This window comes from Pseudomonas sp. 31-12 (assembly GCF_003151075.1).
Classification (GTDB): Bacteria; Pseudomonadota; Gammaproteobacteria; order Pseudomonadales; family Pseudomonadaceae; genus Aquipseudomonas.
On record NZ_CP029482.1, the window covers coordinates 79668 to 94260 of the forward strand.

Annotated in this window: 12 protein-coding genes; 3 read left to right on the forward strand and 9 right to left on the reverse strand. The window is 60.0% G+C overall.

Annotated features, from left to right (window positions below; genetic code table 11):
- The first annotated feature begins 3 nt into the window (after positions 1-3).
- Positions 4-1344, forward strand: a complete 1341-nt coding sequence (locus DJ564_RS00400; protein WP_109626795.1) for a hemolysin family protein — start codon at positions 4-6, stop codon at positions 1342-1344.
- 160 nt (positions 1345-1504) lie between these two features.
- On the opposite strand, the gene DJ564_RS00410 is transcribed toward DJ564_RS00400, so the two are convergent.
- From DJ564_RS00410 to DJ564_RS00445, 8 genes are all read right to left on the reverse strand, one after another.
- The gene (locus DJ564_RS00410; RefSeq protein WP_109626799.1) at positions 1505-2401 is read right to left on the reverse strand and encodes a M23 family metallopeptidase; all 897 of its coding nucleotides are present in this window, start codon (positions 2399-2401) and stop codon (positions 1505-1507) included.
- 205 nt (positions 2402-2606) lie between these two features.
- Positions 2607-3512, reverse strand: coding sequence for a response regulator (locus DJ564_RS00415; protein WP_109626801.1), 906 nt, complete (start codon positions 3510-3512; stop codon positions 2607-2609).
- A 167-nt stretch (positions 3513-3679) separates the two neighbouring features.
- A complete protein-coding gene (gene phoU / locus DJ564_RS00420) occupies positions 3680-4441 on the reverse strand; it encodes a phosphate signaling complex protein PhoU (RefSeq protein ID WP_008150055.1) in 762 nt (253 codons plus the stop codon).
- A gap of 70 nt (positions 4442-4511) precedes the next feature.
- Complete coding sequence (pstB, locus tag DJ564_RS00425; protein ID WP_010465315.1) at positions 4512-5345, reverse strand: phosphate ABC transporter ATP-binding protein PstB; 834 nt, start codon at positions 5343-5345, stop codon at positions 4512-4514.
- 130 nt (positions 5346-5475) lie between these two features.
- The gene (pstA, locus tag DJ564_RS00430; RefSeq protein ID WP_109626802.1) at positions 5476-7146 is read right to left on the reverse strand and encodes a phosphate ABC transporter permease PstA; all 1671 of its coding nucleotides are present in this window, start codon (positions 7144-7146) and stop codon (positions 5476-5478) included.
- Between the two features lie 15 nt (positions 7147-7161).
- Positions 7162-9195: an ABC transporter permease subunit gene (locus DJ564_RS00435; RefSeq protein WP_178082331.1), complete on the reverse strand. Its 2034-nt coding sequence runs from the start codon at positions 9193-9195 to the stop codon at positions 7162-7164.
- Positions 9196-9635: 440 nt separating this feature from the next.
- Positions 9636-10637: a phosphate ABC transporter substrate-binding protein PstS family protein gene (locus tag DJ564_RS00440; protein WP_109626806.1), complete on the reverse strand. Its 1002-nt coding sequence runs from the start codon at positions 10635-10637 to the stop codon at positions 9636-9638.
- Between the two features lie 231 nt (positions 10638-10868).
- Positions 10869-12167 (reverse strand): MFS transporter, encoded by a 1299-nt coding sequence (locus DJ564_RS00445; protein ID WP_109626808.1) that lies wholly within the window; start codon positions 12165-12167, stop codon positions 10869-10871.
- Between the two features lie 382 nt (positions 12168-12549).
- Between DJ564_RS00445 and DJ564_RS00450 the strand changes: the two genes are divergently transcribed.
- Together DJ564_RS00450 and DJ564_RS00455 are read left to right on the forward strand one after the other, a co-directional pair.
- Positions 12550-12954: an acyl-CoA thioesterase gene (locus DJ564_RS00450; protein ID WP_007896491.1), complete on the forward strand. Its 405-nt coding sequence runs from the start codon at positions 12550-12552 to the stop codon at positions 12952-12954.
- Positions 12955-13011: 57 nt separating this feature from the next.
- Complete coding sequence (locus DJ564_RS00455) at positions 13012-13911, forward strand: D-hexose-6-phosphate mutarotase (protein ID WP_109626810.1); 900 nt, start codon at positions 13012-13014, stop codon at positions 13909-13911.
- A 125-nt stretch (positions 13912-14036) separates the two neighbouring features.
- Here the strand turns inward: DJ564_RS00455 and DJ564_RS00460 are convergent, their stop codons facing one another.
- Positions 14037-14573, reverse strand: coding sequence for a DUF3299 domain-containing protein (locus DJ564_RS00460; protein WP_109626811.1), 537 nt, complete (start codon positions 14571-14573; stop codon positions 14037-14039).
- Positions 14574-14593: the final 20 nt, after the last annotated feature.

Below are 14593 nucleotides of genomic sequence, written 5' to 3' on the forward strand. Positions count from 1 at the left end.
ATCATGGACCCATCCCCTGGCTTGACCCTCGCGACACTCTTCGCCGATTTCGGCATGATTCTTTTTGCTCTGATCCTGGTTTTGCTCAACGGCTTTTTCGTTGCGGCGGAATTCGCCATGGTCAAATTGCGCTCGACCCGGGTCGAGGCCATCGCTGAAAAAAACGGCTGGCGCGGACACATCCTGCGCACCGTTCACAGTCAGCTCGATGCGTACCTCTCGGCGTGCCAATTGGGTATCACCCTTGCCTCCCTGGGCCTTGGCTGGGTCGGTGAACCGGCGTTCGCGCACATCCTCGAACCGGTGCTGAGCGCCGTTGGCGTCGAGTCCGCCGAAGTGGTCAAAGGCGTGTCGTTCTTCACCGCGTTCTTTATCATTTCGTACCTGCACATCGTCGTCGGTGAGCTGGCCCCGAAATCCTGGGCCATTCGCAAACCCGAGTTGCTGTCGCTGTGGACCGCGGTGCCGCTGTACCTGTTCTACTGGGCCATGTACCCGGCGATCTACCTGCTCAACGCCAGCGCCAACACGATCCTGCGGATCGCCGGCCAGGGTGAACCCGGCCCCCATCACGAGCACCATTACAGCCGTGAAGAACTTAAACTGATCCTGCACTCCAGCCGTGGCCAGGACCCGAGCGACCAAGGCATGCGTGTGTTGGCTTCCGCCGTGGAAATGGGCGAGCTGGAAGTGGTCGACTGGGCCAACTCCCGGGAAGACCTGGTGACGCTGGAGTTCAACGCGCCGCTCAAGGAAATCCTGGCGATGTTCCGTCGCCACAAGTTCAGCCGTTATCCGGTGTACGACAGCGATACCCAGGAGTTCGTCGGCCTGCTGCACATCAAGGATCTGCTGCTGGAACTGGCGGCTTTGGACCACATTCCCGAATCGTTCAACCTCGCCGAGTTGACCCGCCCGCTGGAACGCGTGTCGCGGCACATGCCGCTGTCGCAGTTGCTGGAGCAGTTCCGCAAGGGAGGCTCGCACTTCGCCCTGGTTGAAGAAGCCGATGGCAACATCATCGGCTACCTGACCATGGAGGACGTGCTTGAGGTGCTGGTCGGCGACATTCAGGACGAACACCGTAAGGCTGAGCGCGGGATCCTCGCGTACCAGCCGGGCAAGCTACTGGTTCGGGGCGATACACCGCTGTTCAAGGTCGAACGCCTGCTGGGCATCGACCTGGACCACATCGAAGCCGAAACCCTCGCCGGGCTGATCTACGAAACCCTGAAACGGGTACCGGAAGAGGAAGAAGTGCTGGAAGTCGAAGGCTTGCGGATCATCATCAAGAAGATGAAAGGGCCGAAGATTATTCTGGCCAAGGTGTTGATGCTGGATTAACCGCGATACCTGTGGCGAGGGAGCTTGCTCCCGCTGGGTCGCGAAGCGGCCCCAAATCCTGCAACCGCAATCTTCCAGGCACACCGCATTCACAGGTTCACGACTGCTGCGCAGCCGAACGGGAGCAAGCTCCCTCGCCACACTAATCGCGCTGATCCGGCTATTGCTTGCCGAGCGCAAAGTTCGGCAGGCTGCCCACCGGTTGATTGAACTGGTACGGAATCGACACCAGCCCCAACCCCGTATTGCGCTGCACCACGAAGTGCAAATGCGGCCCGCTGCTGTTGCCGGTATTGCCCGACAGTGCCAGCGCACTCCCCACCGCGACCCGTTGCCCTTCGCGAACGCCCACCGAACCTTGCTTGAGGTGAAGGTACACGCCCATGGTGCCGTCATCGTGCAGCACCCGCACGAAATTGCCCGACGGATCAGTGCCGCGCCCGGTCTGGGCATTCTCGGTTTTCACCACCACCCCGCCACGCGCGGCAATGATCGGCGTGCCTTCGGGCATGGCGATGTCCATGGCGTAGCGGTTCTTCGCGCCGAAATGGCTGTACTGGCCGTTGTTGCCCTGACTCAAGCGAAACGGCCCACCACGCCAGGGCAACGGATACCGATAGGCCATGGCGGCCCCTGAAGGGTCGCCCAGGGAATATTCGAACCTTGGGGTATACGCCAGCGGCCTTCCGGCCTTCGTCGCCGTGAGCAGCGCCAGACGGATGTTGCTGCGCGCCGGCATCACCCGGCGGATCGGCCGGCTCGGCGCGCCGCTGACATTCTGCAGCCCGGTAAAACTCAGCTCGATCTCGACCGGTGCGTACAGGTCGTTGCGCACGAACACCCTGTCCACGCCCTTCTGCTTTTTGATATCGAGGTACACCTGACGCTCAAGGTGCTCGACCATGCGATCTCGAAAAACGAACACCTGGGAGCCTTTGCTGGGGCGGTCGCTGTAGGAGACCACGCCATTGGCGTCTTTGGACTTGTAGATCGTCATGGCCACCGCCGAGGTGGCGGCCATGAAGAGACCACAGAAAAACAGCAAGCGCGCGAGCATGGGCAAGAGTCTGTCGAGTAAGGCCTGGGGAGGAGCCTAGCAGCTGCAATGGACCCGGGTAGTCGGCAGATGTTTCAAAATGGGCAGCGAAGGGGATGTGCGGTGAATTTGAGGGCCCATCGCTAGCAGGCTAGCTCCCACAGGGGAACGCATTCCAATGTGGGAGCTAGCCTGCTAGCGATGACGGGCTGTCAGGCGACGAAGGTTACGCGCCTGGAACGAAGTGCTTCTGCGCCGTACCACGGGCAATCAGGCGGGAGATGTAGTCGAGCTTCTGCGCATCCTGATCCACAAAGCGGAAGGTCAGTTGCAGCCAGTCGCTGTCGGGTTTTGGTTCAAACGCGACGATGGCGTGCAAGTAGCCATTGAGGCGGGCGACTTCAGCGTTCTCGCCCTGCTCCAGGTCAAGCACCGCGCTGTCGAGGACTTGCGGCAGTGTGTCGGTGCGCTTCACCACCAGCAGCGCTTCCTTGATGCTCAAGGCTTTGATCACGCATTGCTGAATGCCGCTAGGCAAACGCAGCTGGCCTTGACCCCGACCGCTGGACGGTGCGGAAGCAGGGACCGGCGCCTTGACCGGCGGGCTGTTGAGCAAACCGCGCGACGGTGCCGCCGCCGGTGTCGGAGCCGCTACCACGGCAGCCTTGCCGCCGGTCAATGCGCTCAGGGAGTCGTTGCCGAAAGCCGAGTTCATTTTGGTCGGCGCACCGCTCATCAAGGCGTCGAGCTTGCCGACCTTGTTCAGCGCCTGCTTGACCTTGGTCAGCAGTTGTTCGTTGGTGAAGGGCTTGCTGACGTAGCCGGAAACGCCGGCCTGAATCGCCTGGACCACGTTCTCCTTGTCGCCACGGCTGGTCACCATCACGAAAGGCATAGTCTTGAGGTTGTCCTGCTCGCGGCACCAGGTCAGCAGTTCCAGGCCGGACATTTCCGGCATCTCCCAGTCGCACAGCACCAGGTCGAACGCTTCCTTGGCCAGCATGGCCTGGGCCTTTTTGCCGTTAATGGCATCTTCGGTCCGGATACCCGGGAAGTAGTTACGCAGGCACTTCTTTACCAGGTCACGAATGAACGCCGCATCGTCCACCACCAACACACTGATCTTGCTCATCCATCACCCCTCGAAAAAATCCCGGCAAGCATACCGTTTTGCTGATGGCACATTGCCAAAAACCTTCAGTCACGCCGGGACTTTTCGTTCGCGGGTGCTGCTGTTGAAGTCGAAAACCACACAAAAAAACGCCCGGCCAAAGGACCGGGCGTTTTTCTTGGGCAGTCTTACTTATCGTCAGCTTTGCCCGGAACATTAGCGGTTTCGCCACTTGTGCCTTCAACTTCTTCTTTCATGCGCTTGAGGCCCAGGTGACGCACGTCCGTGCCGCGCACCAGGTAAATCACCAGTTCCGAGATATTGCGCGCGTGGTCGCCGATCCGCTCAAGCGAACGCAGCACCCAGATAATGCTCAAGACCCGCGAGATAGAGCGCGGGTCTTCCATCATGTAGGTCGCCAGCTCACGCAGCGCGGTCTTGTATTCGCGGTCGATGATCTTGTCGTACTGAGCCACCGACAACGCCAGGTCGGCGTCGAAACGGGCAAAGGCGTCCAGCGCATCGCGGACCATGTTGCGCACCTGGTCACCGATGTGGCGAACCTCGACGTAACCGCGCGGCGCCTCGCCTTCTTCGCACAGCTGAATGGCGCGGCGGGCGATCTTGGTTGCTTCGTCTCCGATGCGCTCCAGGTCGATTACCGACTTGGAAATGCTGATGATCAGACGCAAGTCGGATGCGGCCGGCTGACGGCGGGCCAGAATGCGCAGGCATTCTTCGTCGATGTTGCGTTCCATCTGGTTGATCTGGTCGTCGATCTCGCGAACCTGCTGGGCCAGGCCGGAGTCAGCCTCGATCAGCGCGGTCACCGCGTCATTGACCTGCTTTTCCACCAGACCGCCCATGGCCAGGAGGTGGCTGCGAACTTCCTCCAGCTCAGCGTTGAACTGCGCGGAGATGTGATGGGTAAGGCCTTCTTTACTAATCATGTTGGCGTCCTTGGAGCGTCCGGTAAGGTGCGGTGGACCGCAGCGTCAGTTCAGTAGCAACTACAGCTTCCTAGCCGTAACGACCGGTGATGTAGTCTTCGGTCTGCTTCTTGGCCGGATTGGTGAACAGGGTATCGGTGTCACCGAATTCCACCAGTTTGCCCATGTACATGAACGCCGTGTAATCGGAAACCCGCGCGGCCTGTTGCATGTTGTGGGTCACGATGACGATGGTGAATTTCGATTTCAATTCGTAGATCAGTTCTTCTACTTTCAACGTCGAGATCGGGTCGAGTGCCGAGCACGGTTCGTCGAGCAGCAGTACTTCCGGCTCTACGGCGATGGTGCGGGCGATCACCAGACGTTGCTGCTGACCACCGGACAGGCCGAGTGCCGACTCGTGCAGACGGTCTTTGACTTCGTCCCACAGCGCCGCGCCTTTCAACGCCCACTCGACCGCTTCGTCGAGGACGCGCTTCTTGTTGATGCCCTGGATGCGCAGGCCGTAAACCACGTTCTCGTAAATGGTTTTCGGGAACGGGTTCGGCTTCTGGAACACCATGCCGACGCGACGACGCAGCTCGGCCACGTCTTCGCCCTTGCGGTAGATGTTGTGGCCGTACAGGTTGATTTCACCTTCTACGCGGCAGCCGTCGACCAGGTCGTTCATGCGGTTGAAGGTACGCAGTAGCGTGGACTTGCCGCAGCCGGACGGACCGATGAAGGCGGTCACGCGCTGTTTCGGGATGTTCAGGCTGACGTCGTACAGCGCTTGTTTGTCGCCGTAGAACAGGTTCAGGCCCGGCACTTCGATGGCCACGGTTTCCTGTTCAAGGCTCAGGCTCTGTTTGTCGCGGCCCAGGGCAGACATGTTGATGCCGTGGGTATGTGCTTCGTGCTGCATGGGAGGCTCCCTGTGCTAACAAATTCAGTTCGGTTTTTGTGGGAGCCAGCCTGCTGGCGATTCAGGCAACGCGGTCAGTCTGTAAACCGCGGTGATGCCATCGCCAGCAGGCTGGCTCCCACATAAGAAATCAGCTATCCAGCGCTTTGTATTTCTCGCGCAGGTGGTTCCGGATGTAGACCGCCGACAAGTTCAACGTGGCGATCACCAGCACCAGCAGCAGCGCCGTCGCGTACACCAGCGGTCGTGCGGCTTCGACGTTCGGGCTCTGGAAGCCGACGTCATAGATGTGGAAACCCAAGTGCATGATCTTCTGGTCCAGGTGAAGGTACGGGTAGTTGCCATCCAGTGGCAGCGACGGCGCCAGTTTCACCACACCCACCAGCATCAGCGGCGCCACTTCACCGGCGGCGCGCGCCACGGCGAGGATCATCCCGGTCATCATCGCCGGGCTGGCCATCGGCAGCACGATCTTCCACAAGGTTTCAGCCTTGGTCGCGCCGAGGGCCAACGAGCCTTCACGCACGGTGCGAGGAATCCGCGCCAGGCCTTCTTCGGTGGCCACGATCACCACCGGCACTGCCAGCAGCGCCAGGGTCAGGGACGCCCAGAGCAGGCCCGGCGTACCGAAGGTCGGTGCCGGCAATGCTTCAGGGAAGAACAAGCGGTCAACCGAGCCACCGAGTACATAAACGAAGAAGCCCAGACCGAACACGCCGTAAACGATGGCCGGAACGCCCGCCAGGTTGTTCACCGCGATACGGATAATCCGGGTCAGTGCGTTCTGCTTGGCGTATTCACGCAGGTAAACTGCCGCCAGTACGCCGAATGGCGTCACGATCATCGCCATGATCAGGGTCATCATCACGGTGCCGAAAATCGCCGGGAAGATCCCGCCTTCGGTGTTCGCCTCACGCGGATCATCGCTGAGGAATTCCCAGACCTTGCTGAAGTAGAAGCCGATCTTGGTAAAGGTGCCCATGGCGTTCGGCTGATAGGCGCGAACCACTTTGCCGATGTCGATCACGATCTCTTTGCCGTTCGCATCGCGGGCCGTCAGGCTGTCGCGGTTGAACTGGGCGTGCAGGTCGTTCAGGCGCGCCTCAATGTCCTGATACCGCGCGTTCAGCTCGGCGCGCTCGGATTCCATGTCCGCTTGCGCGGTGGCATCGAGCTTGCCCGCCAGTTCCAGTTTGCGACCGTGCAGACGCACGCGTTCGAGACCGGCGTTGATCGCGCCGATGTCGACCTTTTCCAGGGTCTTGAGCTGCGCCGCGAGCTGGTTCACGCGCGCGACACGCTCCTGCAATTCCGGCCATGCGGCTTCGCCTTCCGCGATGACCTTGCCTTCCTGTTTGACGTTGACCAGGTAGCCGTAGAAGTTGCCCCACTCGCGACGCTCGATGGCCATGAGTTCTGGCGGGGTCTTCTGGTTAGTCAGCCACTCGCCGACGATCCAGGTGAAGTCGTTACCGTTCAAGTCACGGTTGCCGACCTTGATCAGCTCGCGGGTCATGAACTCCGGACCCTGATCGGGCACCGGCAGGCCAGCGCTTTTCAGGCGCTCGCGCGGCACTTCTTCTTTCTGCACCACTTCGCCGATGACGAGGTGGTTGGCCTGGCCCGGCACGTCGTAACTGGCGTGCACCAGGTCTGCCGGCCAGAAGTGGCCCAGACCGCGCACGGCAATCACCGCCAGCAAGCCAATGGTCATGATGACCGCGATGGACACCGCGCCACCGCTGATCCAGACGCCTGGGGCGCCGCTCTTGAACCATCCATTCAGGGAGTTCTGTTTCACAGACTTCTACCTTTCTTAAAGCGACGAGTATTTCTTGCGCAGACGCTGACGAATCAGTTCTGCGAGGGTGTTCATGACGAAGGTGAACAGCAACAGCACCAGCGCCGAGAGGAACAGCACGCGGTAGTGGCTGCCGCCGACTTCCGATTCGGGCATTTCCACCGCGACGTTGGCGGCCAGCGTTCGCAGACCTTCGAACAGGTTCATTTCCATGACCGGGGTGTTACCGGTGGCCATCAGCACGATCATCGTTTCACCGACCGCACGGCCCATGCCGATCATCAGTGCCGAGAAGATGCCCGGGCTGGCGGTGAGGATCACCACGCGGGTCATGGTCTGCCAAGGCGTAGCGCCGAGGGCCAGGGAACCGAGGGTCAGGCCGCGAGGCACACTGAACACGGCGTCTTCGGCGATGGAGTAGATGTTCGGGATCACCGCGAAGCCCATGGCCAGACCGACCACCAGAGCGTTGCGCTGGTCGTAGGTGATGCCCAGGTCGTGGGAGATCCACATGCGCATGTCGCCGCCGAAGAACCAGGTTTCCATGTACGGGCTCATGTACAGCGAGAGCCAGCCCACAAACAGGATCACCGGAATCAGGATCGCGCTTTCCCAGCCGTCCGGCACTTTCAGACGGATAGACTCAGGCAGGCGACTGAAGACGAAACCCGCCACCAGAATGCCGATCGGCAGCAGCATCAGCAGGCTGAAAATGCCCGGCAAATGCCCTTCGACATAAGGTGCGAGGAACAGGCCGGCGAAGAAACCGAGGATCACCGTCGGCATCGCTTCCATCAACTCGATCACCGGCTTGACCTTGCGGCGCATGCCCGGAGCCATGAAATACGCGGTGTAGATCGCCGCAGCGACGGCCAGAGGCGCGGCCAGCAGCATGGCGTAGAACGCGGCTTTCAAGGTGCCGAAGGTCAGTGGCGACAGGCTCAGCTTGGGTTCGAAGTCAGTGTTGGCGGCGGTCGATTGCCAGACGTATTTAGGCTCGTCGTAGTTCTCGTACCAGACCTTGCTCCACAGCGCGCTCCAGGACACTTCCGGGTGCGGGTTGTCGAGCAGCAACGGTTGAATCTTGCCGCCCGCTTCGACGATCACGCGGTTGGCCCGTGGCGACAGGCCGAAGATGCCTTGGCCTTCGACCACCTGATCCACCAGCAAGGTGCGGTGGGCAGTGCTGTGAAACACGCCGAGCTTGCCGGAGGCGTCGAGGGCGATGAAGCCTTTGCGACGTTCTTCGGCGGAGATTTCAACGATCGGCGTGGTGCCCATCTGGAAGGTGCGGATTTGCTTCAGGCGCAACTCGCCATCCGGGTCACGGGCCATGAACCACTGGGCCAGGCCACCTTTGGAGTCGCCAAGGATCAGCGAGATGCCGCCCACCAATTGAGTACTGGCAGTGATTTCGGCATCGCCGTTTTCAAGCAGTTTGTAGCGACCGTTGAGGCTCTTGTCGCGCAGGCTGAACACGTCGGCCTGGGCGCGCCCGTTGATCACGTACAGCCATTGCTGACGCGGGTCGACGAAGATGTTCTTCACCGGTTCGGTCATCTGCGGCAGATCGATACGCTTCTGCTCGTTGGTGACTTCGCCGGTCATCATGTTTTCTTCGCTGGTCAGCGAGAGCACATTGAGTTGCGAACCGGTGGAGCCGACCAGCATCAGGGTGGTGTCGGTGGCGTTGAGGCTGACGTGTTCCAGCGCACCGCCCGCCTCGTTCAGCGCAATCGGAGTTTCGCCGTACGGGTATTCGACCGCTGGCGAGATGGTTTTCTTGCCGTCCGGGTAGCTGACTTTATACGTGTGACGGAACACCAGCGCCTGACCGTTGGACAAACCGACCGCCACCAATGGGTGACCGGGTTGGTCTTCACCGATGGAGGTGACGGTAGTGCCGGCCGGGATCGGCAGATCGACGCGCTTGAGTTCGGCGCCACTGTCGATGTCGAAGAACAACGCCTGGCCCTTGTCGGAAACCCGCATGGCGACCTGGTTCTGCTCTTCCAGGGAGATCATCAGCGGCTTGCCGGCGTCTTGCATCCAGGCAGGCGTGATGGCGTCCTTGGCGGTCAAGTCGGCACCCTGGAACAGCGGCGCGACGACGTAGGCGAGGAAGAAAAAGATCAGCGTGATCGCGCCGAGAACGGCGAGGCCGCCCACGAGAACGTACCAGCGGGTCAGGCGATCCTTGAGCGCGCGGATGCGGCGCTTGCGTTGCAGCTCAGGCGTATTGAAATCAATTCGCTTGGGGGGATTAGTAGTCATGGTGGAATTGGCCAGATCATTCATGCGCACACCCTAGCGATCCTGTATGACAGAAAGATGACAATGCAGTGACGCAACAAATCCGCCGCCAGCGGGAACTGGCAGTGGACCGGAAATTTGGGGGTATGTGGGAGCGGGTTGTGGCGAGGGAATTTACCCCCTCACCACAAGCCCGATCCCACATTGAACCCGGGGATTACCCCGGGCTCAGGGTTTTACTTTTTTGCGACTTCAGCGCCGCCTTCCTGCAGACCCAGGTCAGCCAGTGCTTTGGCAGCAACCTTGGCCGGCAGTGGGATGTAGCCGTCTTTCACCACAACTTCCTGGCCCTGCTTGGACAGGATCAGCTTCACGAACTCGGCTTCCAGCGGGGCCAGAGGCTTGTTCGGGGCTTTGTTGACGTAAACGTAGAGGAAACGCGACAGCGGGTACTTGCCGTTCAGGGCGTTTTCTTCGCTGTCTTCGATGAACTCGGTGCTGCCTTTCTTGGCCAGAGCTACCGTTTTCACGCTAGCAGTTTTGTAGCCGATACCCGAGTAACCAACACCGTTCAGCGAAGAGCTGATCGACTGCACGACCGAAGCCGAACCTGGTTGTTCGTTGACGTTTGGCTTGTAGTCGCCTTTGCACAGCGCTTCTTCTTTGAAGTAGCCGTAGGTGCCGGATACCGAGTTACGGCCGAACAGTTGAACCGGCTTGTTGGCCAGGTCGCCCGTCACGCCCAGATCACCCCAGGTTTTCACGTCGGCTTTGGCGCCGCACAGACGAGTGGACGAGAAGATCGCGTCGACCTGTTCCATGGTCATATGCTGGATCGGGTTGTCCTTGTGCACGAACACTGCCAGGGCATCCACGGCAACCGGGATAGCGGTTGGCTTGTAGCCATATTTGGTTTCGAAGGCTTGCAGTTCGTTGTCCTTCATCTTGCGGCTCATCGGGCCCAGGTTAGCGGTGCCTTCAGTCAGCGCAGGTGGCGCGGTAGAAGAACCAGCGGCCTGAATCTGGATGTTGACGTTCGGGTATTCTTTTTTGTAGTTCTCAGCCCACAGGGTCATGAGGTTGGCCAGGGTATCGGAGCCGACGCTGGACAGGTTGCCCGACACACCAGTGGTCTTGGTGTAGCTCGGGATAGCAGGGTCAACAGCGGCAACCGCGTTGGCAGTCGCAACGCCAGCAGCGACAAAAGTCATTGCCGCCATCAAACGCTTCAGTTTCATGCCTTACTCCTAGCAGATAGGGTGTGTTAGTCGGGGCCAAGTATCAGCAGGCCGTGTGAACACTCTATGGCTGAAATATGACAATTGGATGAAAGGCCAGCATTCGGGTTTTTACAGGATGATTCATGCGCCCCAATCGCCAGCAGGCTAGCTCCCACATTGGAATGCATTTCAATGTGGGAGCTAGCCTGCTGGCGATTGGGGCCGGTTCAGCTACAGACAATTTCGGGATCAGCGCCCCTTCTTCCAGAGGTATGCACCCACCAGAATCCCGACACCGCAAAGAACCGCCACGTAATACGACGGCCCCATCGGGCTTTCCTTGAGCAACAGGCTGACGATCATCGGCGTCAGACCGCCAAAGATGGCGTAGGCGACGTTGTAAGAAAACGACAGACCACTGAAGCGCACCACGGGCGGGAAGGCTTTCACCATCACGTAGGGCACGGCGCCGATGGTGCCGACCAGCAGCCCGGTCAGGGCATACAGCGGGAAGAGCCAGTCGGGATGCGCGGCCAGGCTGTGATAGAAGGTCCAGGAGCTGAGCAACAGCGCCGCACACCCGAACACGAAGACCCGCCCTGCGCCGAACCGGTCAGACAGCGCACCGGCAATGATGCAGCCAAAACTCAGAAACACGATCGCCAGGCTATTGGCTTGCAGCGCCGTGGTTGCCGAGAAGTGGTACACCGTCTGCAGCACGGTCGGCGTCATCAGGATCAACACCACGATGGCGGCGGACAGCAGCCAGGTCAGCAGCATGGAAATCAGAATCGCACCGCGATGGTCACGCAGCACCGCGCGCAGCGGCACTTCTTCGGCCAGAGCCTTGCGCAATTGCAGCTCGGCGAACACCGGGGTCTCGTGCAACCAGCGGCGCAAGTAGACCGAGAACAAACCGAACACGCCGCCCAACAGGAACGGGATCCGCCAGGCGTAATCGGACACTTCAGCCGGGGTGTAAAAGCTGTTGATCGCGGTGGCGACCAATGAACCCAAGAGGATGCCAGCCGTCAGACCGCTCGTCAGAGTGCCGCAGGCATAACCGATATGACGCGCAGGCACGTGTTCGGAAACGAATACCCACGCGCCCGGCACTTCACCACCAATCGCCGCGCCTTGAATCACCCGCATCAACAGCAACAGGATCGGCGCCCACATGCCGATCTGCGCATAGGTCGGCAGCAGGCCCATGATCAGGGTCGGTACCGCCATCATGAAGATGCTCAGGGTGAACATCTTCTTGCGACCCAACAGATCGCCGAAGTGCGCCATGACAATGCCGCCCAACGGACGAGCGAGGTAGCCGGCGGCGAAGATGCCGAACGTCTGCATCAGGCGCAGCCACTCGGGCATGTCCGCCGGGAAGAACAGTTTGCCCACCACCGTGGCGAAGAACACGAAGATGATGAAGTCGTAGAACTCCAGGGCACCGCCCAAGGCAGACAGCGATAACGTCTTGTAGTCGCTACGGGTCAACGGGCGAGCGGGCTGGGTCGGCTGCGCGATGCTAGAGGGCGCTGTGGTCATGGCAAGGGCTTCTCTTATAGTCGGATCTGCAACCCCAACAACGCTGGCTGAGGCTTGGGCAGGTCCGGCACGATAGCAAATTGTTCGAAAAAGCACATAGAGGTGCGTATTTGACGGTCAAAATGAGAACCGGACGGTCGTCTCGGAGTCTACCGATCGATATACTCGCTGCATTGCGGCATTTGTAAGGGGTTGCTGTGCGAAAACGCGCTGGCTGTCAGGCAAGGTCATTGCGTGGTTCAGTCGCTTTCGCAGAGTTTCCCTTTAGGCGCCTTACGAAAAACGTGACGAACGTAGTATGTTCGGGCTGAATCGTTTTTCCTTGAGACGGCTATTCACCCGCTACACCTACGATGAGTCACGGGTCAGAGGCACCCCCGGCATGATAGAGCTCGAACAAGAAGATCCAATCCCGCAAGGCGACCTGGCCCTGCAAATCACCGCGCTTCCACGTGAAACCAACGGCTTCGGCGATATTTTCGGCGGCTGGCTGGTGGCACAGATGGATTTGGCCGGCACCGCCATGGCCAGCAAAGTCGCTGGCGGACGCGTGGCCACCGTTGCGATCGATCGCATGGCGTTCCTGGTTCCGGTAGCGGTGGGCGCTCAGCTCTCCTTCTATACCCAGGCACTGGAAATCGGCCGCAGCTCGATTCAGATGATGGTCGAAGTCTGGAGTGACGATCCGCTGTCCAGCGAGTGGCGTAAAGTGACTGAAGCCGTGTTTGTGTTTGTCGCGATCGATGGCAGCGGCCGTACCCGCTCGGTTCCGCCACGCGCGCGTTAAACACTGCGGCCTTTCTGCGGTCCATTGCAGTCATTGTTCCTGATCGAGAGTTGCCCCATGAGCACGCCCAACGTTGAAGCCGTGAAACTGGATGAACTGAACTGCTGGCGCATCCGCCACGGTCAGGCCGAATTGCTGGTCGCCCAGCAAGGCGCGCACATCCTCAGTTATCAAGTGGCCGGCCAACCGCCGGTGATCTGGCTGAACGACGAGGCCGTGTTCAAGACCGGCAAAAGCATCCGCGCCGGCGTGCCGGTGTGCTGGCCGTGGTTCGGCAATTTCCCGCGCAACCCGCAGAGCGTCCAGGCGATGCGCGTCAGCAACGAATCGCCGACCGCCCACGGTTTTGTCCGGGCGATGGATTGGGAACTGGGTGGTATCGAAGCCGAGGGTGAAAGCCTTAAGGTTGAGTTTCTCCTGCCCTACCCCGAAGGCGGCTTTCCGGGCTGGCCGCATCAGGTGGATCTCAAACTGAGCATTCGTCTGGATGATCAACTGCACATCAGTCTGACCAGCCACAACCAGGGCACGGATAAAGTCACCATCAGCCAGGCGCTGCACAGTTACTTCGCGGTCAGTGATGTGCGCAATGTGCACGTTGAGGGGCTGGATGGCTTGAGCTACATCGAGACGCTGGAGGACTGGAAAACCGTCACTCAGAGCGGCGATTTGCGTTTCACTGGCGAAACCGACCGCATCTACCTCAATACCCCGGCGAAGCTGAGCATTGTCGACCCGACTTGGGAACGGCGTATCGAGCTGACCAGCTGTGGCTCGCGCTCGGCAGTGATCTGGAATCCGTGGATAGAACGCGCGGCCGCGTTCAGCGACATGGCCGACGATGGCTGGCAGAAGATGCTGTGCATCGAGACGGCGAATGTGATGGATGATGTGGTGACATTGGCGCCGGGTGCGTGCCATACCTTGGGTGTCAGCGTCGGCGCAAAACCGCTCTAAGCCCTACCGCAATACGAAATGTGGGAGCCAGCCTGCTGGCGATGGCGTCGTGTCAGTCAACTTGAAAGTATCTGACACACCGCTATCGCCAGCAGGCTGGCTCCCACAGTTATTTCGAGTGGCTGTTAGAGATCGGACTCCTGCACCACTCGCACCTTCGCCGCATCCAGCGCATACGCCGCGTCAGCCAGATCATTGTTGACCTTCTCGATCTTCAACGTGCCGGTCACCCACAGCGGCGTGTAGATGTCATCCAGCTTCAAACCTTTCGGATAACGCACCAGCACCAACTGATTAGGCGGCGGTGGCGGCACGTGGATGCAGGCGCCCGGGTACGGCACGAGGAAGAACAGCGTACTGCGCCCCTTGGCATCGGACTCCAAAGGCACCGGATACCCCCCGATGCGGATGTTCTTGTCGTTCATCGACGGCACGGTTTTGGTCGAATACATCACCGCCGGCAAGCCTTTGCTCTGCTTCATGCCACCTTTTTCGGTAAAGGTACCATCGCCTTCGGGGGAGTTATGGTCGATTTCAGGCATGGCCTCGAGGGCTTTCTGATCCGACTTGGGCATCAGCTCGAGCCAGTCGGTTTCCGGCAGTTCGCCGGCATGGGCCAAGCCGCTGCCCAAAAGGAGGAGAGTCAAAAAAAGACGGCGCATGGAGGTGCTCGGTAAGGAAA

Bases quoted from the DNA above. Each gene is read 5' to 3' on its own strand.
- DJ564_RS00410 (WP_109626799.1), bottom strand. From the start codon at position 2,401: ATGCTCGCGCGCTTGCTGTTTTTCTGTGGTCTCTTCATGGCCGCCACC.
- DJ564_RS00435 (WP_178082331.1), bottom strand. From the start codon at position 9,195: ATGCAAGACGCCGGCAAGCCGCTGATGATCTCCCTGGAAGAGCAGAAC.
- phoU (WP_008150055.1), bottom strand. From the start codon at position 4,441: ATGATTAGTAAAGAAGGCCTTACCCATCACATCTCCGCGCAGTTCAAC.
- DJ564_RS00445 (WP_109626808.1), bottom strand. From the start codon at position 12,167: ATGACCACAGCGCCCTCTAGCATCGCGCAGCCGACCCAGCCCGCTCGC.
- DJ564_RS00440 (WP_109626806.1), bottom strand. From the start codon at position 10,637: ATGAAACTGAAGCGTTTGATGGCGGCAATGACTTTTGTCGCTGCTGGC.
- DJ564_RS00460 (WP_109626811.1), bottom strand. From the start codon at position 14,573: ATGCGCCGTCTTTTTTTGACTCTCCTCCTTTTGGGCAGCGGCTTGGCC.
- DJ564_RS00400 (WP_109626795.1), top strand. From the start codon at position 4: ATGGACCCATCCCCTGGCTTGACCCTCGCGACACTCTTCGCCGATTTC.
- DJ564_RS00455 (WP_109626810.1), top strand. From the start codon at position 13,012: ATGAGCACGCCCAACGTTGAAGCCGTGAAACTGGATGAACTGAACTGC.
- DJ564_RS00450 (WP_007896491.1), top strand. From the start codon at position 12,550: ATGATAGAGCTCGAACAAGAAGATCCAATCCCGCAAGGCGACCTGGCC.
- pstB (WP_010465315.1), bottom strand. From the start codon at position 5,345: ATGCAGCACGAAGCACATACCCACGGCATCAACATGTCTGCCCTGGGC.
- DJ564_RS00415 (WP_109626801.1), bottom strand. From the start codon at position 3,512: ATGAGCAAGATCAGTGTGTTGGTGGTGGACGATGCGGCGTTCATTCGT.